This window comes from Serratia sp. Sp408, assembly GCF_057180665.1.
Map to the genome: position 1 here is coordinate 100,192 of NZ_JBXUFT010000004.1, position 23,385 is coordinate 123,576.

Annotated in this window: 23 protein-coding genes; 14 read left to right on the top strand and 9 right to left on the bottom strand. The window is 58.6% G+C overall.

The window, feature by feature from the left end:
- Positions 1 to 253 precede the first annotated feature (253 nt).
- On the top strand, positions 254 to 736 hold the full coding sequence (gene sixA / locus AC2AXP_RS14505) for a phosphohistidine phosphatase SixA (protein WP_004960321.1): 483 nt from the start codon (positions 254 to 256) through the stop codon (positions 734 to 736).
- A gap of 68 nt (positions 737 to 804) precedes the next feature.
- On the opposite strand, the gene smrB is transcribed toward sixA, so the two are convergent.
- On the bottom strand, positions 805 to 1,335 hold the full coding sequence (gene smrB / locus AC2AXP_RS14510) for an endonuclease SmrB (RefSeq protein WP_004960326.1): 531 nt from the start codon (positions 1,333 to 1,335) through the stop codon (positions 805 to 807).
- A gap of 274 nt (positions 1,336 to 1,609) precedes the next feature.
- On the opposite strand from smrB, the gene prmB reads away from it, so the two are divergent.
- From prmB to AC2AXP_RS14540, 6 genes are all read left to right on the top strand, one after another.
- Entirely contained in the window at positions 1,610 to 2,542 is a 933-nt protein-coding gene (gene prmB / locus AC2AXP_RS14515) for a 50S ribosomal protein L3 N(5)-glutamine methyltransferase (RefSeq protein ID WP_198773485.1), read from the top strand.
- 158 nt (positions 2,543 to 2,700) lie between these two features.
- A complete protein-coding gene (aroC, locus tag AC2AXP_RS14520) occupies positions 2,701 to 3,786 on the top strand; it encodes a chorismate synthase (protein WP_004960335.1) in 1,086 nt (361 codons plus the stop codon).
- A gap of 31 nt (positions 3,787 to 3,817) precedes the next feature.
- Entirely contained in the window at positions 3,818 to 4,645 is an 828-nt protein-coding gene (gene mepA, locus AC2AXP_RS14525) for a penicillin-insensitive murein endopeptidase (protein ID WP_004960337.1), read from the top strand.
- Positions 4,646 to 4,648: 3 nt separating this feature from the next.
- Positions 4,649 to 5,449: a sulfite exporter TauE/SafE family protein gene (locus tag AC2AXP_RS14530; RefSeq protein WP_004960340.1), complete on the top strand. Its 801-nt coding sequence runs from the start codon at positions 4,649 to 4,651 to the stop codon at positions 5,447 to 5,449.
- Positions 5,450 to 5,514: 65 nt separating this feature from the next.
- Positions 5,515 to 6,072: an elongation factor P hydroxylase gene (locus AC2AXP_RS14535; protein ID WP_004960343.1), complete on the top strand. Its 558-nt coding sequence runs from the start codon at positions 5,515 to 5,517 to the stop codon at positions 6,070 to 6,072.
- A gap of 31 nt (positions 6,073 to 6,103) precedes the next feature.
- Positions 6,104 to 6,385 (top strand): YfcL family protein, encoded by a 282-nt coding sequence (locus AC2AXP_RS14540; protein ID WP_004960346.1) that lies wholly within the window; start codon positions 6,104 to 6,106, stop codon positions 6,383 to 6,385.
- Between the two features lie 61 nt (positions 6,386 to 6,446).
- Here the strand turns inward: AC2AXP_RS14540 and mnmC are convergent, their stop codons facing one another.
- Complete coding sequence (gene mnmC, locus AC2AXP_RS14545; RefSeq protein ID WP_484381775.1) at positions 6,447 to 8,468, bottom strand: bifunctional tRNA (5-methylaminomethyl-2-thiouridine)(34)-methyltransferase MnmC2/FAD-dependent 5-carboxymethylaminomethyl-2-thiouridine(34) oxidoreductase MnmC1; 2,022 nt, start codon at positions 8,466 to 8,468, stop codon at positions 6,447 to 6,449.
- 172 nt (positions 8,469 to 8,640) lie between these two features.
- Here mnmC and fabB point away from each other — a divergent pair, with 172 nt between their 5' ends.
- Positions 8,641 to 9,855, top strand: coding sequence for a beta-ketoacyl-ACP synthase I (gene fabB / locus AC2AXP_RS14550; protein WP_004960351.1), 1,215 nt, complete (start codon positions 8,641 to 8,643; stop codon positions 9,853 to 9,855).
- Positions 9,856 to 10,065: 210 nt separating this feature from the next.
- A complete protein-coding gene (locus AC2AXP_RS14555) occupies positions 10,066 to 10,287 on the top strand; it encodes a putative periplasmic lipoprotein (protein WP_004960354.1) in 222 nt (73 codons plus the stop codon).
- 117 nt (positions 10,288 to 10,404) lie between these two features.
- Here the strand turns inward: AC2AXP_RS14555 and apbE are convergent, their stop codons facing one another.
- The 3 genes from apbE to pdxR all read right to left on the bottom strand — a co-directional run bounded on the left by apbE (position 10,405) and on the right by pdxR (position 14,337).
- Entirely contained in the window at positions 10,405 to 11,436 is a 1,032-nt protein-coding gene (apbE, locus tag AC2AXP_RS14560) for an FAD:protein FMN transferase ApbE (RefSeq protein WP_004960358.1), read from the bottom strand.
- A 119-nt stretch (positions 11,437 to 11,555) separates the two neighbouring features.
- Positions 11,556 to 12,785, bottom strand: a complete 1,230-nt coding sequence (gene pepT, locus AC2AXP_RS14565; protein ID WP_004960361.1) for a peptidase T — start codon at positions 12,783 to 12,785, stop codon at positions 11,556 to 11,558.
- Positions 12,786 to 12,843: 58 nt separating this feature from the next.
- Positions 12,844 to 14,337, bottom strand: coding sequence for a MocR-like pyridoxine biosynthesis transcription factor PdxR (gene pdxR / locus AC2AXP_RS14570; RefSeq protein WP_004960364.1), 1,494 nt, complete (start codon positions 14,335 to 14,337; stop codon positions 12,844 to 12,846).
- Positions 14,338 to 14,374: 37 nt separating this feature from the next.
- On the opposite strand from pdxR, the gene AC2AXP_RS14575 reads away from it, so the two are divergent.
- On the top strand, positions 14,375 to 14,830 hold the full coding sequence (locus AC2AXP_RS14575) for a rhodanese-like domain-containing protein (protein WP_484381776.1): 456 nt from the start codon (positions 14,375 to 14,377) through the stop codon (positions 14,828 to 14,830).
- A 2-nt stretch (positions 14,831 to 14,832) separates the two neighbouring features.
- Here the strand turns inward: AC2AXP_RS14575 and flk are convergent, their stop codons facing one another.
- The gene (gene flk / locus AC2AXP_RS14580; protein WP_198773481.1) at positions 14,833 to 15,864 is read right to left on the bottom strand and encodes a flagella biosynthesis regulator Flk; all 1,032 of its coding nucleotides are present in this window, start codon (positions 15,862 to 15,864) and stop codon (positions 14,833 to 14,835) included.
- 192 nt (positions 15,865 to 16,056) lie between these two features.
- On the opposite strand from flk, the gene AC2AXP_RS14585 reads away from it, so the two are divergent.
- Genes AC2AXP_RS14585 through AC2AXP_RS14600 form a run of 4 tightly spaced genes read left to right on the top strand, consistent with a single transcriptional unit; the run spans position 16,057 to position 19,714 of the window.
- On the top strand, positions 16,057 to 16,422 hold the full coding sequence (locus AC2AXP_RS14585) for a hypothetical protein (protein WP_004960372.1): 366 nt from the start codon (positions 16,057 to 16,059) through the stop codon (positions 16,420 to 16,422).
- Positions 16,423 to 16,471: 49 nt separating this feature from the next.
- The gene (locus AC2AXP_RS14590) at positions 16,472 to 18,508 is read left to right on the top strand and encodes a protein-disulfide reductase DsbD family protein (protein ID WP_484381777.1); all 2,037 of its coding nucleotides are present in this window, start codon (positions 16,472 to 16,474) and stop codon (positions 18,506 to 18,508) included.
- A complete protein-coding gene (locus tag AC2AXP_RS14595) occupies positions 18,505 to 19,221 on the top strand; it encodes a DsbA family protein (protein ID WP_004960379.1) in 717 nt (238 codons plus the stop codon). The genes AC2AXP_RS14590 and AC2AXP_RS14595 overlap by 4 nt, the downstream gene beginning before the upstream one ends.
- Positions 19,214 to 19,714, top strand: a complete 501-nt coding sequence (locus AC2AXP_RS14600) for a protein disulfide oxidoreductase (protein ID WP_004960383.1) — start codon at positions 19,214 to 19,216, stop codon at positions 19,712 to 19,714. The genes AC2AXP_RS14595 and AC2AXP_RS14600 overlap by 8 nt, the downstream gene beginning before the upstream one ends.
- Before the next feature lie 480 nt (positions 19,715 to 20,194).
- Here the strand turns inward: AC2AXP_RS14600 and AC2AXP_RS14605 are convergent, their stop codons facing one another.
- The 3 genes from AC2AXP_RS14605 to AC2AXP_RS14615 are packed head-to-tail and all read right to left on the bottom strand — an operon-like array spanning position 20,195 to position 23,154.
- A complete protein-coding gene (locus AC2AXP_RS14605; protein ID WP_004960389.1) occupies positions 20,195 to 21,715 on the bottom strand; it encodes a tripartite tricarboxylate transporter permease in 1,521 nt (506 codons plus the stop codon).
- A gap of 11 nt (positions 21,716 to 21,726) precedes the next feature.
- A complete protein-coding gene (locus AC2AXP_RS14610) occupies positions 21,727 to 22,158 on the bottom strand; it encodes a tripartite tricarboxylate transporter TctB family protein (protein WP_004960392.1) in 432 nt (143 codons plus the stop codon).
- A 15-nt stretch (positions 22,159 to 22,173) separates the two neighbouring features.
- On the bottom strand, positions 22,174 to 23,154 hold the full coding sequence (locus tag AC2AXP_RS14615; protein WP_198773477.1) for a Bug family tripartite tricarboxylate transporter substrate binding protein: 981 nt from the start codon (positions 23,152 to 23,154) through the stop codon (positions 22,174 to 22,176).
- Positions 23,155 to 23,385: the final 231 nt, after the last annotated feature.

Sequence of the window (23,385 nt, forward strand, 5' to 3'; positions counted from 1 at the left end):
TTTTATCAGGGGTTGGCTAAAATTCAACCCGTTGAATTGGTTGTCAAGTGAGCGATGGATTCACGCTACGCTGCCGTTGGTGCAAAAAACAGCGTTTTCTTTACGTGAACTTTCAGGCAAAATGCCCGGCCGCCATAGAGAGACGGCGCGTTATCGTTTTGAAGCACTTGTGCTCTTGAGCTATAGGTATTCGGCGATACAGCACGCTCTGCGTTTCTGTATAGCGTTATTTTGTCAACAACAGCGGTGCAATATGCAAGTTTTGATTATGCGTCACGGAGAGGCGGCACTCGAGGCGGCCAGCGATGCGGTAAGGCCTCTTACCGTTTGTGGCCGTGATGAGTCTCGTCAGATGGCGGCCTGGCTAAATGCCAAGTCAGTGGATATTGAACGCGTGCTGGTCAGCCCTTACCTGCGAGCCGAACAGACGCTGACAACGGTGCGTGAAGCGTTGACGCTGCCGGAAGGCGAAGAAGTGCTGCCGGAACTCACCCCAGGTGGCGATGCCTCACTGGTGGGGAGTTATCTGCAACTGTTGGCGCAACAAGGGGTAGGCGCGGTGTTGATCGTCTCGCATCTGCCGCTGGTGGGCTACCTGGTGGCGGAACTCTGCCCGGGCGAATGCCCGCCAATGTTTGCCACGTCGGCGATTGCCAACGTTGAACTGGCCGCCGACGGCAGCCAGGGGAAACTGGAATGGCAGGTCAGCCCGTCGCAGCTGATGGCGAAAGTCTGACGCGGACAATGCGACGATGAACCCCAAGGGCGATGCTAAACATCGCCCTTTGTCATTCTTGCGCTGAATTATTCAGCCAGCTCGACCAACACCAGCAGCGCCGCGCTGCCACCCCATTCTTTCGGTGCCTGATGGAACGCCAGCACGTCTGGGTGCTGTGCCAGCCATAACGGCGTCTGCTGCTTGAGAATATGCTTACCGTGGCCGTGCATCACACAGGCGCAGTGCACATGCTCGCGTTTACAGGCGGCGATGAGCGCCCCCAGTTCCTGTTTGGCCTGCAGCTGCGTCAAACCGTGCAGATCGAGGAACAGATCTGGCAGGTAATCGCCACGCCGCAGTTTTTTCAATTCAAAATGGCTATAGCCGGGGCGCACGTAGCGCGCTGGGCCTTCGTCATCCAACTGCGGCTGGAATTCATCAGAAAAATAAAAACTGGCATCGACCTGCTCCTGCATCAGCCGCTGCGGTGCGGCCTGCCTGGCGGTAGGTTTGGGCTGCCGGTGGACGATGGTGTCCTGACGCAGCTTCTTGGCGCCTGTCACCGACTCTCTGAAGAGCTGCAATTCATCTTTGCTCAGAGGGTGTCTGTTTTTCATTAATTCATTCACCGGAAATTATTCATCGCGACAGTTTAGCCTGTGCCCGTGGTCTGGCGAAGCAAAACCGTCATCGGTAGTGACGTAGGCCGATATGCTGCCTGCCATCTCGCCGTTGGCGGCGCATGCGCTCCGCCAGAGCGGCGGCGACAGGGCGTTTGCCTGCCGCCGGATGTTGCGCCAATTATTTAGGGTATCGAAGCTGATTTGTCGCGGGCTTCATGGCAAACTATGCGGCTATCTCATGAATCACAGCCGCCTGCCGGAGGGCACATTGGACAAAATTTTCGTCGACGAAGCAGTGAACGAACTGCATACCATTCAGGATATGCTGCGTTGGACCGTAAGCCGTTTTAACGCCGCCAATATCTATTATGGTCACGGAACCGATAATCCGTGGGACGAAGCGGTGCAGCTGGTTCTGCCGAGTTTGTACCTGCCGCTGGATATTCCTGAAGACATGCGTTCAGCGCGCCTGACCTCCAGCGAGCGCCACCGTATCGTTGAGCGCGTGATTCGCCGCGTCAACGAGCGTATTCCTGTCGCTTATCTGACCAATAAGGCCTGGTTCTGCGGCATGGAGTTTTACGTCGATGAACGCGTATTGGTGCCACGCTCGCCAATCGGCGAATTGATCAACGACCGTTTCAGCGCATTGATCCCACACCCACCACGCCATATCCTGGATATGTGCACCGGCAGCGGCTGCATCGCCATCGCCTGCGGTTACGCCTTCCCAGAAGCGGAAGTGGACGCGGTTGATATCTCCAGCGAGGTGCTGGCGGTTACCGAGCGCAATATTCAGGCGCACGGCGTCGAGCATCAGGTGATCCCGATCCGCTCCGATCTGTTCCGTGAAGTCCCGCCGATCCAGTACGATCTGATCGTCAGCAACCCGCCATACGTCGATGCCGAAGACATGTCCGATCTGCCACAGGAGTTCCGCTTCGAGCCGGAACTGGGCCTGGCTGCGGGCAGTGACGGCCTGAAACTGGTGCGTCGCATTCTGGCCTGTGCGCCGGATTTCCTCAGCGACGACGGCGTGCTGATTTGTGAAGTGGGCAACAGCATGGTACATCTGATGGAGCAGTATCCGGATATTCCCTTCACCTGGCTGGAGTTTGAAAACGGCGGTGACGGCGTGTTCATGCTGACCAAACAGCAGTTGGTTGACTGTAAAGACCATTTCAGCATGTACCGCAGCTGATGATTTCCCCAGGCCTGCCCAGCGGGCCTGATAATAAAAATGAGTATCCCTCAGCGTTTTCACGTCGCCGCCGGGCGTCGGGTTTGCCGGACCCACGGACGAGCCTGAACCGCCCCTCGCCAGGCGGCGTGAAAGCGGCAGGGAAGTAAGGAGCCGTGATGGCAGGCAACAGTATTGGACAGTTATTCCGCGTCACTACATTCGGTGAATCGCACGGTGTGGCGCTGGGATGTATCGTTGACGGCGTGCCACCGGGCATTCCGCTGACCGAAGAAGATTTGCAGCATGACCTGGACCGCCGCCGTCCGGGCACCTCGCGCTATACCACCCAACGTCGCGAGCCGGATCGGGTGCGCATTCTTTCCGGCGTGTTCGACGGCGTCACCACCGGCACCAGCATTGGGCTGCTGATCGAAAATACCGACCAACGCTCGCAGGATTACGGTGCTATCAAGGATCTGTTCCGTCCAGGGCATGCGGATTATACCTATGAACAAAAATATGGCGTGCGCGACTATCGTGGCGGCGGCCGTTCTTCGGCACGAGAAACCGCGATGCGCGTGGCGGCAGGGGCGATCGCCAAAAAATACCTCGAACTGAAGTTTGGCGTAAAAGTTCGCGGCTATCTGGCGCAGATCGGTGACGTAACCTGCGAGCTGAAAGATTGGGAGCAGGTTGAGCAGAACCCGTTCTTCTGCCCGGACCCGGACAAGCTGGAAGCGTTGGACGAACTGATGCGCGCACTGAAGAAAGAGGGGGACTCCATCGGCGCCAAAGTCAGCGTAATGGCCGAAAACGTGCCTGTCGGCCTTGGCGAGCCGGTGTTTGACCGTCTGGATGCCGATCTGGCGCATGCGCTAATGAGCATCAACGCGGTGAAAGGCGTCGAAATCGGCGACGGGTTTGCCGTGGTCAGCAAGCGCGGCAGTGAAAACCGCGATGAAATTACCCCGCAAGGCTTCCAGAGCAACCATGCCGGCGGCATCCTCGGCGGCATCAGCAGCGGTCAACCGGTTATCGCGCATCTGGCGTTGAAACCCACCTCCAGCATTATGGTGCCGGGCCGCACCATCAACCGCCAGGGTGAAGCGGTCGAAATGGTGACTCGCGGTCGCCACGATCCCTGTGTCGGTATTCGGGCGGTGCCGATCGCCGAGGCGATGATGGCGATCGTGCTGATGGACCATCTGCTGCGCCAGCGGGCGCAAAACGGTGACGTGGTGTCCGACGTACCGCGTTGGTAACACGGGATTTCGCAATCGGGTGACGATAACAATGAAAAAATGGATGTTGGGCCTGGCGGCCCTGATGGCATCGGGGTCCGCGCTGGCCTTGACACCGTGGCAGCAAATCTCGCATCCGGTGGCCGGTTCGGCGCAGGCGATCGGCGGCTTTGCCAATGGGTGCATTATCGGCGCGCAGCCGTTGCCGTTGAACGCGGCGGATTATCAGGTCATGCGTCAGGACCAGCGACGTTATTTCGGTCACCCGGATCTGCTGGCGTTTATCCAGCGTCTCGGTAATCAGGCCAGCCAGCAACGGCTGGGCACGGTATTGATCGGCGACATGGCGATGCCGGCCGGCGGGCGCTTCAGCAGCGGCCATGCCAGCCATCAGTCGGGACTGGACGTCGATATCTGGCTGCAATTGCCACGCCAGCGCTGGAGTTCGCAGCAACTGCTCAAACCGCAACCGATCGATTTGGTGAGCGGTGACGGCAAGCGCGTACGCGACAGCCAGTGGCAGCCGCAAATCGCCTCGTTAATTAAACTGGCGGCGCAGGACAGAGAAGTGACGCGCATCTTCGTCAACCCGGCGATCAAGCAGCGGTTGTGCGACGACGCGGGCAGCGATCGCGCCTGGCTGCACAAAGTGCGTCCGTGGTTCGGCCATCGTGCGCATATGCACGTGCGCTTGAGTTGCCCGCCGGACAGTCTGGAATGCAAGGATCAGGATCCGCCACCGGCCGGAGATGGCTGCGGCGCTGAATTAGCCAGTTGGTTCGAGCCGCATCAGCCAAGCGCGAAGCCGGGTAAACCGGTAGTGCCGCCGTTGCCGCCGTCTTGTCAGGCGTTGTTGGATAATCATTTCGCTGCGGAATAAAAAATGGATTGGTTTATGGTCGGCCCCGAAATGCTCGGGGCGTTGTTTGCCGTGGCATTACTGGCAGGGTTTATTGACTCCATCGCCGGCGGTGGCGGTCTGCTGACCGTACCGGTGTTGCTGGCGGTGGGGGTTCCCCCGGCGGAAGCGCTGGCCACCAATAAATTGCAGTCGGTGGGCGGGTCGTTCTCCGCCAGTTTGTATTTCATCCGCCGCAAAGCGGTCAATCTGAACGATCAGAAACTGACCATTCTGCTGACGCTGCTCGGTTCGATAGCGGGCGCGATCCTGGTACAGCATATGCGTGCCGATCTGCTGCGCCAGATGTTGCCACTGTTGGTGATTGGCATCGGGCTGTATTTCCTGCTGACGCCACGTTTGGGGGAAAGCGATCGTCAGCGCCGCCTGAGTGCGCTGCCGTTTGGGCTGGTGGCGGGCGGCTGCGTCGGTTTTTACGACGGCTTTTTCGGCCCTGGCGCCGGCTCGTTCTACGCGCTGGCTTACGTCACGCTGTGTGGTTTCAATCTGGCGAAATCCACCGCACATGCCAAAGTGCTTAATTTCACCTCCAACTTCGGCAGCCTGATATTTTTTATCATGGGCGGCAAAGTACTGTGGGGGATCGGCCTGGTGATGCTGGTCGGGCAGGTGCTGGGCGCGCGCATTGGCGCACATATGGTACTGACGCGCGGGCAGAAGCTGATTCGGCCAATGATCGTTATCGTTTCGCTGATTATGAGCCTGAAATTGCTGTACGATAATCACGGCGTGGAAATCCAGCGCTGGTTGTCGATGCATTTTTAACAAGCCAAAACAGCACTGAAGTGGAATAATTACCACTCTATTTTTGTGGTTATCGGGTTTTACCTATGTCAGACGTACAAAACACACACCAATATACTGACCTGATTGATATTTTTAACCGCTGTTTCAGCGACGATTATCAAACGCGCCTGGTCAAGGGCGACGACGAGCCGATCTATCTGCCGGCGGACCAGCAGTTGCCGTATCACCGTATCGTATTTGCCCACGGCTTTTACGCCAGCGGCCTGCACGAGATTTCCCACTGGTGTATTGCCGGTGACGAGCGGCGCAAACAGGTGGATTTCGGCTATTGGTATTGCCCTGATGGGCGCGACGCGCAGACGCAAAGCGAATTTGAAGCGGTAGAAGTCAAGCCACAGGCATTGGAATGGATGTTCTGCGTCGCCGCAGGCTTTCCGTTCAACGTCAGCTGCGACAATCTGAACGGTGATTGCGAGCCGGATCGGATCGCGTTCCAGCGAAAAGTGCGTCAACGGGTGCTGGAACTGCTGGAAAAAGGCATACCCACACGACCGGCGCGCTTTATTCAGGCGTTACAATCGTTTTACAATACGCCACCGCTGGTGGCAGAGCATTTTCCGTATCCGGAAGATCTCAACTGATGTTGCCGCTTTAATTGAATGAGGAAAAGCAATGATCGCTGAATTCGAAGCGCGCATTTTGGCGCTGATTGATGACATGGTAGACCACGCCAGTGACGATGAACTGTTTGCCGGTGGCTACCTGCGCGGTCATCTGACCCTGGCGGTGGCTGAAGCGGAAGAAAACGGTGAGCATAGCGCCGAAGGGCTGAAAGTCCGGGTGGAGCACAGCCTGCACCAGGCGATTCGTGCCGGTGAGCTTTCGCCACCGGATCAGGCGCTGGTTGAAGGCATGTGGGAAAACCTGTACCAGACCGCGCTGGCCAACGCCTGACCGGCGCTTTCCTCTCACGCCCGGTCTGCCAGGGCGTGAGAGGAAGGGGAGACAATAGCCCTTATACCGGACGCCCCTTCAGTAATTTTCTCACCCACATGCGGTTTGGATTCAACGCCGCCAGCACGTCACCCTCACCCGGCAACGGTTCGCCAAACATCTGCGCCACCAGAATCTCCGCCGCCAGCGGTGCGGAACACAATCCCCGTGAACCCAAAGCGCCCAGCATAAACAGATTTGGGTAGCTCGGTGCTTCGGCAATACTTTCTGCGCGTTGGCGCTGGCGTTGCAAATGCTGATACTGGGTCAGCGTTTGCGCATAATCCGGCACCGCGCCGACCATTGGCAAATGATCGCGTGACGCGCAGCGTACCCCGCAACGTGCCTGTCGATCGCTGACGTCTACCTGTTGCGTCCAGCTTTGTTCGGGCAGACAGCGCAGCAGACGTGCGCGATTTTCCTGTTGTTCCGTTTCACGATAGTCGCTGGCAGTGTCGCCGCGTTGATAACTGGCGCCGATGCAATGTTGCTGATTACGCGGGTTCAGCGGTGTCAGATAGCCCTCATAACACAGTACCTGTTTCAATTGACCGAGCGCTGGCGCAGTGGGGATATGCGACACCTGTCCACGTACGGCGACAACCGGCAGCGCGGCGGTAAACGGCAAATTGGGCAGTTGATGACCGTTGGCCAGGATCACGCTGGCATGCTGCGACGTCACGCCGTTACCGAAGGCCAGTTGCCAGCCGACGCTGGACGGCGTCAGACCGTCGAGCCGGTGGCGATAGTGACACACCAGCCCCTGCTGCTCGGCAAAGGCAATGGCGTTGCGGGTCAGTTCGGCCGGGCACAGCCAGCCGCCTTGCGGATAGTTGATACCGGCAAACCCGCTATCCACGCCGCACAATGCGCTGAGCGTGGCGCGGTCGGCGGCAAATGCCAGTGCGTCTGGCCACTCGGTCGCCAGCATGTTGGCGATTTTGCCGGCGCTTTTGTCGTCATAGCCCAACTGGGTGACGCCGCACCAGTGATGATCGAATTCAATGCCCTGTTTGGCCAGCATGTCATACAGTCGGCGTGCGAATGGGAAAGCGGCGCTGAAAAAACGCTCCAGTGGGTCATTGCGGCCATTGAGCAATGGGTACAGCGCACCCTGGCGATTGCCGGAGGCACCTGCCGCCGGCGCGTCGTCGGCGCAGTACAGCGTGACCCTGGCACCGCGGCGCAGCAGGGCCAGCGCGATGAGGGCGCTGGCGATGCCGCCGCCGATCAGCGCAACGTCGTCGACCCTTGCGGCTGCGGGGCGACTGTACCAGGGCGTCGGGTTGCTGGCGGAGGGCGTTTCGGCCGCCAGTGTGCCGATCAGCATTTCGCGTTTTTGGCCAAAGCCCTTGCTGCGCGTCACTTCAAACCCGGCCTGTTGCAAACCGCGGCGCACAAACCCGGCGGCGGTGAACGTGGCAAAACTGCCCTGCGGGCGGGCAAAACGCGCCATGGCATCAAACAGTTGCTCGCTCCACATCTCCGGGTTTTTGGCCGGCGCGAAGCCATCAAGGAACCAGGCGTCTACCTGATTGTCCATGCTGTGGTCAAAATGCGGCAGCAGCGCGTTGACGTCGCCAAACCACAGATCGAGCGTAACGCGGCCGTCGGCCAGCAGCAGCCGGTGACAGCCGGGCAACGGCAGCGGCCACTGGGCGCGCAATTGCTCGGCATACGGCGCCAACTCCGGCCAGCGCGCGTGTGCCGCGGCGAGATCCGCCGGTTGCAGCGGGAACTTTTCAAAACTGATGAAGTGCAGACGTTGCAGCGTGGCGTCCGGCGCGGCGCGGTGGAAGCGGTCAAATGCCTGCCACAGCGTCAGGAAATTAAGCCCGGTGCCAAAGCCGGTTTCCGCAACGATAAACAGCGCGCGCGGGTGCTCGGCGAAACGGGCAGGCAGCCGATTGCCGTTAAGAAAGACGTAACGGGTTTCTTCCAGCCCATCCTGATTGGAAAAATAGACGTCATCAAACTGTTTCGAAACAGGTGTACCTTGTTCGTTCCAGGATAATGCGGCGGTTTGGATGGGGGCGTGGCTCACGGTCAGTTGCTCATAATTCAAGGGGGTGACGCGATTCTAACGGCGCTGGCGCTGCGGCGCAAACTGGATCAGAATTACACTGAAAAACGCTGATCGGACTTGTTCGGCGTACAACTGTACGCTAGAGTGCGATGCAAAATCCCGAAAGCAACAATTGTGGAAGAGGTATTGAATGAAACGTGCAGTGATTACTGGCCTGGGAATCGTCTCCAGCATTGGTAACAACCAGCAGGAGGTCCTGGCGAGCCTGCGGGAAGGACGTTCTGGGATCACTTTCTCCCAGGAACTGAAAGATTCCGGCATGCGTAGTCACGTATGGGGTGATGTTAAACTGGACACGACCGGTCTTATCGATCGTAAAGTGATGCGCTTCATGAGCGATGCGTCAGTTTATGCCTTTCTTTCCATGGAAGAAGCCATCAAGGATTCCGGCCTGGCCGCCGATCAGGTTTCTAACGAACGCACCGGCCTGGTAGTAGGTTCTGGCGGTGGTTCGCCACGTAACCAGGTTGCCGGTTCCGACGGTATGCGCGCCAAGGGGCTGCGCGGCGTGGGGCCGTATATGGTGACCAAGGCCATGGCATCCGGCGTTTCTGCCTGTCTGGCGACGCCGTTCAAAATCCGTGGCGTTAACTACTCGATCAGCTCTGCCTGCGCCACTTCGGCACACTGTATCGGCCATGCGGTTGAACTGATTCAACTGGGCAAGCAGGACGTGGTGTTTGCCGGCGGCGGTGAAGAACTGTGCTGGGAAATGGCTTGTGAGTTCGATGCGATGGGCGCACTGTCCACCAGCTACAACGACACGCCAGAAAAAGCCTCCCGTACCTACGACGCAGCGCGTGACGGTTTCGTCATCGCCGGCGGCGGCGGCATGGTAGTGGTTGAAGAACTGGAACACGCTCTGGCGCGCGGTGCGCATATCTATGCGGAAATCGTCGGCTATGGCGCGACCTCCGATGGCGCCGACATGGTTGCTCCATCAGGCGAAGGCGCGGTGCGTTGCATGCGCATGGCAATGCAGGATCTGGACACGCCGATCGATTACATCAACGTACACGGCACCTCTACGCCGGTTGGCGATGTCAAGGAACTGGGCGCGATCCGTGAAGTGTTCGGCGACACCACCCCGGCCATCTCGTCCACCAAGGCGATGACCGGTCACTCGCTGGGTGCGGCAGGCGTGCAGGAAGCCATCTACAGCCTGTTGATGGTTGAGCATGGCTTTATTGCGCCTAGCATCAACATCGATAATCTGGACGAAAAAGCGGCTGGCATGGACATCGTGACTCAGCCAACCGAGCGTGCGCTGACTACCGTCATGTCTAACAGCTTCGGTTTTGGTGGTACCAACGCCACGCTGGTGATGCGTAAACTGGCTAAATAAGCCGTTACAGCATCAATTGCCGATCAAGCCCGCGATAACGCGGGCTTTTTACTTTTCCCCCCGTCGGCGGGCGGTTCAGAGTTTTCCCAAATCACCGCGCTAGCCGCATCATCGATTCGTTCCCGTCATATTTGCGCATACAATAGGCAGGTAGCGTGATTATCGCTCGGCGTAGCGTTTACTAGTGATCGAACATTGAGGCAAAAAAGTATGAAAAAGTTAATTGCGGTTGGGTTACTGTCGGCCGTTTTGGCCGGTTGCGCCACCAACTCACCGTGCGTCCCGGTTTATGACGATCAGGGGCGGCTGGTGCATACCAACACCTGCATGAAGGGCACCACGCAGGACAACTGGGAAACCGCGGGCGCAATCGCCGGTGGTGCCGCGGCCGTTGCCGGTCTGACGCTGGGTATTATTGCGTTGACCAAATAAGGGCTGTCAGCAGCGTTCAATCCGGCATCGCAGGATTGAACGCTGCGTTATCGCCACCGCGGCATGCCCATCGTTACCAAAAAGCGAGATAGACGGCGCGCCAGGCGATATACCAGACTACTGCACCAGGAACGCCTTGAACTGCGGCGTCATCACGGCAGTGAAGCCGTTATCGGTTTTACCGATCAAATACACCGCCAGACCTTTCTCTTGCGCCAGTTTCAGCGCTTTTTCCGTTCCCAGTACCATCAAGCCGGTATCCCAGCCGTCGGCTTCCAGCGCGGTCGGTGCAATCACCGTGGCTGACACCAGTTGATGAACGATTGGCCGGCCGGTAGTCGGATCGATGACGTGCGAATAACGCTGGCCTTTCTGCTCGAAATAGTTGCGGTAACTGCCGGCGGTACTGATGCCGTAACCGTGCAAGTCCACCAGCGCCTGCACCGCGTTTTCGCGATCGGTCGGCTTCTGGATCGCCACCCGCCACGGCTTACCCTGGCCGTTCACCCCGCGAGACGATACCGCACCACCCACGGACACCAGATAATTGGTAATGCCCTTGCGCGCCATCAATTTGACCAACTGGTCAACGCCGTAGCCTTCGCCGAGAGTGGAAAGGTCAACGTAGAGATCCGGCAAATCCTTTTGCAGCCATTCGCCGCGCTGGTCAGCGATCAGTTTCAGGTGTTGCAGCCCGATGTCGTTCTTCGCCGCATCGATTTGCCGTTGGCTGGGGATGGTTACCGGTCGCTTGTCCGGGCCGAAGCCCCACAGATTCACCAGCGGGCCGACGGTGATATCCATTGCACCGCCGGTGTCACGGCCGATACGCTGGGCGGTGAGAATGATGTCGGCCATCCCTCGGGGGATCGGCTGAGGCTCGGCGCTGCGTGACTGGTTAAAGCGCGACAGCACCGAATTGGCACGATAGGTGGAGATGTCGTCGTTGGCCTGTTCCAGCAGGGCGTCGATTTCCTGTTGCAACTGTTGGCGGCTTTCGCTCAACTGACCGCTGATTTTGACGCTGTAAAATGTACCCATCGTTTTGCCGTCAATATCGAGCTGCGGGCGGGTTTCGGTGTCGTTACAGGCAGTCAGCAGGCCAAATGCGACGCTCAATAACAGGCCTTTGGCAAAAAAGTTGGCCATCGGAAAATCCTTTAACGTAAACAAGGGCGCTACAAATAGAGCAAAGCATGGCAAATGAAAAGGGCTGGCGGCAAAAAATGTCTTTTGGCATCACCAGCGGTGCCGCCGAGCGTCCTGGACTACCTGGCTGCCAGCAGGCAAATGCTGCGGGTGACCTGATAGGATTTCACGAACGCGTTGACCGGCAGGAATTCGAAGCGCGAATGGAAATTGTGTGCACCGGTAAAGTAGTTCGGTGTCAGCACGCCACGGCTGGACAGCGCCGCGCCGTCGGTACCGCCGCGCATCGGGATCACCTTGGGCGGGATGCCGTGGGCCGCCAACGCGCCAAAAATCAGGTTTATCGCCCGTTTATCCTCGCCAATCGAATTGCTGATGTTGCTGTAGATATCGCTAACGGCACAGCTGACTTTGGCGCGCGGGTAATTGGCCGCCACCTGCTGTACTACTGCGGCGAGTTTCGCTTTGCGGGCGTTGAAGGCGATTAAATCAAAGTCGCGGATCGAGACTTTCAGCGTGGCGTGGTTGGCATTGGCGGTAATATCGTTGAACCAGAAATAGCCTTCGCGGCCGTCGGTATGCTCCGGCGTGTCTTTGCTGTCAAAGTGATTGATGATGTCGGTTGCGACGCGGATCGGGTTAATCAGCACGTTTTTGGCCGACATCGGGTGGGCCGGGACCCCTTCGATATCAATCACCGCCGCGGCGGCATTAAAGTTCTCATACACCACTTCACCCAGTTCACAGCAGTCTATGGTATAGGCGAAATCCACTTCAAATCGCGCCAGATCCAACGCCTTGGCACCACGCAGACCGATCTCCTCGTCGGGCACAAACGCCACCACGATATCGCCGTGACGATCGGCGCTGGTCAGATTTGCCAGTAGCGTCATCACTACCGTCACCGCAGCCTTATTGTCGGCACCCAGCACGCTGGTGCCGTCGCTGAAAATGATCTGCTGATCGCGATAGGGCAGAATTTCAGGGTGTTCGGCGGTACGCAGCCAGATGTCCTGCGTGGCGTTGAGGCACAAATCGTCACCGGTGAAGCGCAGCACCTGCGGGTGAATGTCCGGCGACAGGCCGACATCCACGGTATCAATATGCGTAATGAAACCGATGCGCGGCGCGCCGGGCTGATTGCCGGGTTTGCGCGCGGTCACGGTGGCATGCTGGTCGATCTGCACCTGTTCCAACCCCAGTTGCGTCAGTTCTTCCGCCAGCAGCTGCGCCATATGATGCTGACCCGGGCTGCTCGGCAAGGTGGTTGCGGCGGCATCGCTCTGGCTGGAAATGGCCAGATAACGGAAAAAACGTTCGGTCAGTTGGTCGGCAATGGCACGGGTCATGAGAGGTCCTCGCTGTGGATGTATTATGGTTTTAAAGCGAAACGGCGGCGTTGTCCATTCAATCGCGGGGCTTGAGCCGTGCCAGCCGCTCAACCGCGTTACTGATTTCCCCCGGGGTCAGGGCAGCAAAGCCCAGCAGCCAGCCGTCTCGTCGGTTTGACGGACTGGCGTACAGCTCCGCCAGCCCAGGCGCGATCGCACCGGCTTGCTGCGCCTGGCGGCTCAGGTCGGCTTCTTGCCCGGTCGGTAGCCAGACGCACAGCTGCAACCCGCCAGGCGTGGGTTGCGGCACGGCAAAGTGCACCCAGTGCCGCTGAATCTGCTGTTGCAGACAATCGCGACGGCTACGGTACAGCTGACGCATATAGCGAATATGGGCAGCGAAGTGGCCTTGACGGATAAATTCGGCGGTCGTCGCCTGCGCCAACTGGGCGCAGTGGCCGTCATAAACCGTACGTGCGGTGACGAAGGCATCCACCAGCGCCGGCGGTAGCACCAGATACGCCAGCCGCAGCGAAGGGAACAGCGCTTTGGAAAAGGTTCCGAGATACAACACGTTGCCATGACGATCCAGACCTTGCATGGCGGGCATCGGCTGGCCGTCGTAATGAAACTCGCTGTCGTAGTCGTCCTCGACGATCCACGTCTGCTGCCGTTGCGCCAATGCCAGCAGGGCCAGCCTGCGTTCCAGACTGAGCGCCACGCCGGTCGGGTAGTGGTGCGACGGCGTCAGATAGATCAGGCGCGGCGTCGGTAACCCCGGCGACGGCGCGAGTCCGGCATCGTCAACCGCCACGGGTATCAATTGCGCCCCTGCGCTGACAAAGGCGTTACGCGCCCCGGCATAGCCGGGTTCTTCCATCCACACCCGATCGCCGGCGTCGAGCAGCAGAGTGGCGATCAGCTGCAACGCCTGCTGAGAACTGGTCAGTACCACCACCTGCCGTGCATCGCAGTTCACGCCGCGGGTTTGACTGACGTGACCGGCAATGGCTTCACGCAGCGGCAGATAGCCTTGCGGATCGCCATAGCGCAGCAGTTTTTCGCCATGCAATCGCAGCTGCTGAGCACTGAGCTGCTGCCACAGTTTCAGCGGAAAGGCGCGCAGGTCGGGCGAACCGGCGGCGAAAGGCAGCGGTTGTTGCGGATCGCGACAGCCACCGGTGTGGAGAATCTGCTCGCCGCGCTGCGATAGTCGAGGGCGACGGTGCGGCAGCCGGGAGGGGGGCGACCGGGTGACGGTAATCGCCACAAAGGTGCCCTGGCCGACGCGGCGTTGCAAATAACCTTCGGCTTCCAGTTGCCCATAGGCCGCTTCGGCGGTAACGCGTGAAATGCCTAAATCGGCGGCCAGCAGGCGCGAGGAGGGCAAGCGCTGGCCGCTGACCAGCGTACCGCCATGAATGGCGCGGCGTAGCGTGCTGCACACCCGATCGCGCAGGGTGGTGGCGGCCTGTTGCGGCTGTTGGAACAGCGTAAGCAGCGTTTGCGGCATAATCGGTCTTGTCCAGATGACGAAATGGGTATCAATTATAAGACCAAATTCGGGCATGATTGTCACCTGACGATACCGACAACAGGATAACGCAATGGTACAGGATTCACAGGTTTTAGCCTTTCCGGCGGCCGATCCGGCCGACAGTCTGGCCTATTTGACGGCCAAGCTCGGCTATTACGCCGATGCATGGGATGTAGCAGAAGATTTACGCCAGGCGATTGATAGTATCGTGGTGATTGATATCCGCTCGGCACAGCAATATGCCGCCGGGCATATCCCCGGTGCGATCAGTTTTCCGCATCGGTTGATGGATGAGGTCAGTACCCGGCAGTTGTCACGTGACAAGGTATATGTCACCTATTGCGACGGTATTGGCTGCAACGGCTCCACCAAGGGGGCTTATAAGCTGGCCAGGCACGGTTTCAGGGTTAAGGAGCTGATTGGCGGGCTGGACTTCTGGTTGCGCGACGGCCATCCGTTGGCCATCGGTGAGTCCAGCGGTTCGTTGCTGGATTGGGCGGCGCCGCAAGATTGCGGCTGCGGCTGAGGTTAAAACATCATCGCCAGCACCAGCAGCAGCACCACGATCAGTGCGGCAAATGCCAGCATGCGTTTACCGAGCGCCGCTTGCCACGGTTGCGGTAGCGCAGCGATCAACGGGTTGAGCAACGGCGTTGGTGAGTCGCTGTGAATGGCCGGTGCGGCACCGGCTTTTTCCAGCCGGCGGGCAAACAGCTGGTTAATCAGGTTGTTGATCTGCGTGTGGGTCAGCGGGGCGTTAGCAACGCAGTGAAAGCGCGACTGGCAATAGTCGAACAGCTGCTGCTGCTCTTGCGGGTCCGCCGGCTGTTTTAGCAGTGCCAGCAGGTTGTTCAGCGTTGGTGCGCTTTGCGAGCTGAGCGCCACCCTGGCCTGCAGGTATTGGCTGAGCAGTTGGAAATGCCGTGCCGGCAGTGGCTCACTGGTTTTAACGCCGGTCAAATCAAGCAGGCTCTGCCAGATTTTCGCCGGTGATTCGCCGGTGGCGGCGCTGAGCCGGGTAACCTGCTGTTGCAGGTTTTGGTGCTCGGCCGGCAACAGTGGACGATCGCTGGTGGCACTCTGCTGTGGATGCGGAATGGTCAGTTCGCCGGTTTGCAGCAGGTTAAACACCTGTTGCAGCTGTTCATGGCTAAGCTTGCTCAGCACGGTATGACCAAATTGCTGGCGAATGAAGTCGCTGACCGCCTGGCGATTATTGCCCTGCGGCAGCAGTTCGGTGAGCTGCTGCAACAGCTGGCGATTGGCATGACTGCGCTGCGCCTGATCCAGACGATTCTGCAACAGCCGTTCAGCCGGTTCAAAGTGGCGAGCCTGCAACTCCTGGTTGGCCGCAGGGCGGTTTGCCCCAAGATCGTGGCGCAGCGTGGCCCATATTTCGGCCGATTTTGCCGGACTGAGCGCCATGATTTTCACGATCAGTTTTTCCAGCCGGGTGCGTTGTGCCGGCGAGAGTGGCTGATCGTCAGCGGCAGTGGTTTTTCCCCCGGTCGGAGGACGATCGGAAACGTTGTGGGTACCGGGGCCACTCAAAGGTTGCATATCACCCGTCCTTCGCTGTGCAGAAATAAAGTCAAACCCGGCGAAAAGCACAGGTGCAAGAAAACGTACGCTGCCTATGATACCTGTTAATTGATGCCATCAATACCGTCTGTCAGACATTTCTTTACAGGCAAAACGTTGCGAATAATTCCGTTGCCACTAAGATAAGCGCATTACCGAACCGAGGATGCGATGTTCAAACGGCAACGAATTGCAAAATGGTTTTTATGCCTGGCTTGCCTGGTGGTGCTGACCTGCATCACTCAGCGCATGGCGGGCTTGCATGCGTTGCAAATCATGCTTGGCGTTCCCACGGTAAGCGCCGCAGCCAGCAGCGATGATCATGCCGAAGCGCCGGGGAGTTCGCCGTGCGAGCTGAGCGCCAAGTCGTTGTTGGCCGCGCCGCCGGTGATGTTTGAAACCGTGCTGCTAGGGCTGGGTCTGTTACTGGCATTGCTGGCTCCGACGCTCTCCGCCCGGCTGCGCATTCCGCCTCCGCGCGCCATTTCCCCGCCGACCCTCAGGGTACATCTCCGATTATGCGTGTTCCGTGAATGAGCCGATCGCCCGTTTTGGACGATTACTGACTCATTGATGGAGAAACAACATGTTGAATATCATCAGACTGGCCGTGGCCTGTCTGTTACTGCTGTGGCTGCCTGCCGCTCAGGCGGCGGACAGCGGCTGGCTGCAAAATCCGACCAACGATCATGCTAAAGTGCGGCTGCGGGCCGATACTTCGCAAGCTGGCGAAACTCGCCTGCTGCTGTCGGTCGAACTGCAAAACGGCTGGAAAACCTATTGGCGTTCGCCCGGCGAGGGCGGCATTGCGCCGGCAATCCGTTGGCAAGGCAATCCGCCGCCGGCCAAATGGTACTGGCCGACGCCGCAACGGTTTGACGTTGCCGGGATTTCCACCCAGGGCTATCACCAGCAGGTCAGCCTGCCGATCGTCATGCAGGGTGAGGTTTCCACCCGGCTGGCGGGGACGCTGACGCTTTCCACCTGCAGCAACGTCTGCATTCTGACCGACTATCCGTTTAGCCTCGATATGAGTGCGCCAAACGATGCGCAGTTCAACCATGACTTTGCCCAGGCGATGGGGCAGGTGCCGATTGAGCGCGGCCTGGCGGAAAACCTGCGCGCCGGTTACCAGAACGGTGAGCTGCAGATCGGCGCCGAACGTAGCACAGGCTGGCAACAGCCGGCGCTGTTCTTCGACAGCCTGGACGACGTCGATATCGGTAAACCGAGCATCAGCAGCGACGGTACGCAACTGCTGGCGCGAGTGCCGGTCAGCGACGGCTGGGGTGATAGCGCCCCCGATCTGCGAGGCAAAACCCTGACGCTGGTGATCGGCGACGGCGGCGTCGCGCAGCAGGCAACGCTGACCATCGGCGAACCGTTGGCCGCTGCCGATTCGGCCGCTTTCCCGTTGTGGCAGGCGGTGTTGATGGCATTGGTCGGCGGCTTGATCCTGAACCTGATGCCGTGCGTGCTGCCGGTACTGGGCATCAAGCTGAGCGCTATCTTGCAGGTGGAGCAACGTGACCGACGCAGCGTGCGGATGCAGTTTTTGCTTTCCAGCGCCGGCATTGTGGCGTCGTTTATGGCGTTGGCGCTATTGATGACCGTGCTGCGGCTGAGCAACCATGCGCTTGGCTGGGGCATCCAGTTTCAGAACCCGTGGTTTATCGGTTTTATGGTGCTGATTACGCTGTTGTTCAGTGCCAATCTGTTTGGCCTGTTTCATCTGCAGCTCTCCTCCGGCCTCAATACCCGCCTGGCGACGCAGGGCGGGCAGGGGATGAGCGGGCATTTCTGGCAGGGGGCCTTTGCCACGCTGCTGGCGACGCCGTGCTCTGCACCGTTCCTTGGCACGGCGGTCGCGTTTGCGCTGGCCGCGCCGCTGCCGGTGCTGTGGGGCATGTTTGTGGCGCTGGGCGTCGGGATGAGCCTGCCGTGGCTGATGATTGCCGCCTGGCCGGCATTGGCGCTGCGCCTGCCGCGTCCGGGCCGCTGGATGAATACGCTACGCCTGGGTCTCGGCCTGCTGATGTTGGCCTCTTCGCTGTGGCTGCTTAGTCTGATGACCAATCATATTGGCGCCGTGCCGACCTGGATTATTGCCGCTGTGCTGTTGTGCTGTTTGTTGCTGGCGGTCTGGTATCGACACGGTGCGCGGCTGGCGGCCATGGTCAGTGCCGGCGTGCTGGTGTTGGCCGGCGTGGCGCTGTTGGCCGGTTCGCTGAGCGCCTCGCTGTGGCGGCAGCCGCTGGTGGATCGCATCAACTGGCAACCCTTGTCGGAACAGGCGATCGAGCAGGCGTTGGCGCAGCATAAACGGGTGTTCGTGGACGTTACCGCAGACTGGTGTGTGACCTGTAAAGCCAATAAATTCAATGTGCTGCTGCGTGATGACGTGCAACAGGCGCTGAGCGCCGATGACGTGGTGGCGCTGCGCGGCGACTGGAGCCGTCCTTCTGCGGAGATTACCGCTTTCCTGCAACGTCGCGGCAGTGTCGCCGTGCCGTTTAACCAGATTTATGGCCCAGCTAAGCCAAACGGTACGGTGCTGTCAGCATTATTGACCCGCGATGCCGTGTTGCAAACCCTTAGTGCCGCTCAAGGAACTGAAAAATGAAAAAATTACTGATTGTATTGATGATGCTGGTTTCGCCGGTGTGGGCCGCTGCGCCGTTTACCCCTGAACAGGAGGCGCGCATCAAGGAGATTGTGCGTGAAACCATGGTATCCAACCCGGATATATTGGCACAGGCGGTGGATGCCTGGCAGCAGCAGACCGCCAGCCAGCAGGTCAGTCAGGTTATCGCGGCCAATGCCAAAACGCTGTATGACGATCCGGCCAGCCCGCGCATGGGGGCGAAAAACGCCAAACTGACGCTGGTGACCTTTACCGATTACAACTGCCCTTACTGCAAACGCTTTGATCCGATGCTGGAGAAAATCGTCAAGCAGTATCCGCAGGTGGCGCTGGTGGTGAAACTACTGCCGTTCAAGGGGGAAAGTTCGGTCAGTTCGGCGCGTATTGCGCTGACCGCTTGGCAACAGCACCCGGAACAGTTCTGGGCGCTGCACCAGCGGCTGATGGCGAAAAAGGGTTTCCACGACGATGCCAGCATCGCCGCCGCGCAGCAGAAGACCAACGTCAAGCCGGTTGCGCCAAGCGATCGCAGCATGGAAACGTTGCGTACCAACATGCAGTTGGCGGAACAGTTGGGAGTACAGGGAACGCCTGCCACGCTGATCGGCGATCGGATGCTGGCGGGAGCGGTCTCGTATCAAGAACTTGAAAGCATGGTGAAGCAACAGCTGGCGAAGGCGAACAATGGCTAGGTTAAAGCGCTGGGCGCGCGAAATACTGTTGTTACTGCTGATAACTGGCGGCATCGTGTGGCTGATGGATACGCTGCGCGCGCCGCAGGCACCGGACGCTTTCGCTGAGCAGCAGTTAGCCACGCTCGATGGTTCGGCGGTTTCGCTGGCACAACTCAGCCAGCAACGGCCATTGCTGGTCTATTTTTGGGCTTCGTGGTGTGGCGTCTGCCGTTACACCACCCCCAGCGTGGCCAAACTGGCAGCGCTGGGTGACAACGTGCTGAGCGTGGCGTTGCGTTCCGGTGACGATGTGCAGGTTGCCGAATGGCTGGCGGGCAAGCGATTATCGCTACCGGTAGTCAATGACCCGAACGGGGCGTTGGCGGCGCAGTGGCAGATTGGCGTCACGCCGACCTTGGTCATCATTGATAAGGGCAAGGTGGTGCAGAGCACCACCGGTTGGACCAGCTACTGGGGGATGAAACTGCGCCTGTGGTGGGCGGCCTGGTAGCTGGTCACATCAGGAGAGCGAAGGTCGTCGATATAAGAACACACGATAAAAATCTAATTTATTGCTTGTGTTGAAATTAAATGACCTTGGCTCTCCATTTTAAATATCTTCCGATACTGTTATGACAGTATCGGGCTTTTTATACGATTGCCGCTGTTCCCCTGAGAAATATGAATGCCCTTTTCCTTATTCATTTCATTGTCAGACGGGGATTTTCGGGGCGGTGGCGATTTGCTATTTCTTTATGATGATAAAGACAGGAAGGAAAGCATTGTTCCTACCAAGAACAAGTGATGCGTATGGTTTTTTATGACGTCACACGTGAAAAATAGAATTGGCAGTCGGGTTTGTTTTATTTATCAATTTTATTTTTCCTGATTTTGAACGCCTTATTTGCTGCATATATAAAATTATTTACCTAAAGCAAACGATAAAAAAGGGGTCGGATAATCCGGCCCCAGGTGTCAATACCGCTAATGCTTACTCGACCTTGGCTGCTTCTACCGTATGGCTGCGGCGCTTGCGCAGTTTACGCAGGATTGGTGGCAGCACCAGCACCGCCACCGCCAGCACCAGCAGGCATTGCGCGATAGAACTGCCCCACAGAATGCCGAACTCGCCGTTGCTGATCGACAGTGCGCGACGCAGGTTCTGCTCCAGCATTTCCCCCAGTACGAAGCCGAGGATCAGCGGTGACATCGGGAAGTGCATTTTCCGCAAGATGTAACCGAATATCCCCAGTCCGACCATTAACAGCAGATCAAAGGTGGTGCTGTGCACCGCGTAGACGCCAACCGCCGATACCGCCGCAATGGCCGGCACCAGGAACCATAACGGAATGGTCAGCATGCGGGTGAACAAACCAATCAATGGAATGTTCATGATTAACAGCATCACGTTGGCAATCAGCAGCGCGGCAATCAGCCCCCAGACGATGTCTGGTTGCTCGGTGAACATCGCCGGTCCCGGCGTGATGTTGTACAGCGTCAGTGCGCCCATCATCACCGCGGTGGTGCCGGAACCGGGTACGCCCAGCGTCAGCATTGGAATGAACGATCCGCAGGCCGAAGCGTTGTTGGCCGCCTCTGGTGCCGCAACGCCGCGAATATCGCCCTTGCCGAAGGTATCGCTGTTGCCGCTGATTTTTTTCTCGGTCATATAGGTCAGGGCGCTGGCGATGGTGGCGCCGGCACCGGGCAAAATGCCGACGAAGAAGCCGACCACCGATGAACGCAGGGTCGGACCGACGCACTGCGCAGCTTCCTGGCGATTAAACAGCAGACGGCCGGTCTTGCGTACCAGTTTCTGGCCGGTGCTGGTGCTTTCCAGCATCAACAGAATTTCACTGACCGAGAACAGGCCGATCACCACCACGATAAACTGAATGCCATCGGAGAGGTGCACGCTGTCAAAGGTAAAGCGGTAAACGCCGGTGTTGGCATCCACGCCAACCGTTGCCAGACCCAACCCGATCAGCGCCGCCAACAGCGACTTCAGCGGGTTCTGGCTCATCATGCTGCCCAGACAGGCAATGGCGAACACCATCAGCGCGAAGTATTCCGCTGGACCAAATGCCAGTGACCAGCGTGCCAGCAGCGGGGCAAACAGGATAATGCCGCCGATGGCGATCATTGAGCCGACGAACGAACTGACCGCCGAGATTGACAGCGCCACGCCGGCGCGCCCTTGCTGCGCCATCGGGTAGCCGTCCAGCGCGGTCATGATCGCCGCAGCATCACCCGGCACGTTAAGTAATATTGAAGAGATGCGTCCGCCGTATTCACAGCCGATATACACCGTCGCCAGCAAAATCAGTGCCGATTCAGCCGGCAACTTCAGCGCGAAGGCTAACGGCAGCAGGATCGCCACGCCGTTGATCGGCCCCAACCCCGGCAACAGGCCGACGATGGTGCCGACAAAACAGCCGATCAGGGCGATCACCAGGTTCTGCGGTATTAATGCTACCTCGAACCCTTGAGATAAATACATCCAGGTTTCCATTATCGCCCCCGTTAACTCAGCCAGACGCCGAGCGGCAGTGTGACATCAAGCAAGCGGTCAAAGGCGTAATACAGCGCTACGCCCATCACCACACCGGAAATACCCGCCGCCAGCACGCTTGCCTGGAACAGCAAGGCAATGCTGAAGGTCAGCAGGGCGGTGGCCAGCGGAAAGCCCAGCCATTCAAAACCCCAGGCATACAACACCAGCGCGATCGTCAGGACGATAAGCCGCTGCAGGATTTTGTGATGCGGCCATTCGACCACTTGCGGACGGCGCAGCAGTAACAGCGCGGCGCACAGCGCCATCAGGCTGAGAATGGCCAGTGGGAAGGGGCGAGGCCCCAGCGGTTCATAGCTGTATTCGCTCTGAATGCCCCAGCCGACGATCAGGCCGCCGATGCACAGCAGCAGCCACAGTCCGGCAAAGATACGATCGCTCATGGTATGCCCCCGGGATTACTTGGCCAGACCGAAGGCTTTCGCCTGTTCACGGTATTGATTGACCTGATTTTTCACGTAGCTATCCAGCTCTTTGCCGGTCAGGTTGAATTCAAACAGGCCGCGCATATCCCGCTGCTTTTTGAACTCCTCGGTTTGCATCATCTTGGCGAAGGTGTCTTGCCACCATTGGTACTCTGCGTCGCTGACCTTAGGCCCAACGTAGAACCCACGGATGATTGGCCATACCAGGTTGTAGCCCTGTTCTTTGGCGGTCGGCACGTCGGCCAACTGACCCGGCAGACGCTGGTCGGCGTATACCGCCAGTACGCGAATCTTGTCGCCTTGCAGGTAGGGCACCATTTCGCTCAAGTCGCCGGAAACCGCCTGAATGTGGTTACCCAGCAGCGCCGTCACCGGCTCGCCGCCGCCTTCAAACGCGACGTAGCGCATCTTGTGCGGATCGACCCCGACTTCGCGCGCCAACAGTGCCGTTTTCATCCAGTCCTGACTGCCAATCGAGGCACCGGCGCCGAATACCACGCTGTTCGGATCCTTCTTGAAGGCCTCCATCAGATCTTTCAATGACTTATACGGTGAGTCTGCGCGCACGGCGATCATGCCATAATCGGTGCCGACCGCCGCCAGCCATTTCACGTCGTCGACGCTGTAACGGCCGAATTTGCCCTGCGACAGGTTGAGCAGCGAACCGCCGGAAAACGCCACGACGGTACCGAACTCGGCCGGACGTTGCGCGACGATGGCGTTATAGGCTACCGCGCCGACGCCGCCGGGCATGTAGGTAACGCGCATCGGTTTGTCGATGGCCTTGGTTTCCTGCAGCGAAACCTGGATCAGTTTGCAGGTCAGATCGAAACCGCCGCCGGGTTTGGCCGGGGCGATACATTCGGTACGCTTGGGTGCATCGATGGCAAATGCCTGATTGGCTGCCAGCAGCAGCGCGGTTGCGGTCAGAGTACGGGTAATTATTTTTTTCATTGCCTTCCCCTAGGTATTTGTCTTCAGACGGTGAAACTCCTCGCGGGTGCGAGGTTGCTGAATTGTTAAAACAACAACCTTTCATTTACCTTTCAGCCGGTGGGAAAGTTTGCAGGGTGTGATACGCGTCTCCTGGATTGGACAAATCAGCGGTAAATCCAGCGCGGATTTATCGGCATTAGCACAGAATGTCCGGCGATAACCGCCGGCAAACTCTGCAAATAACATGCG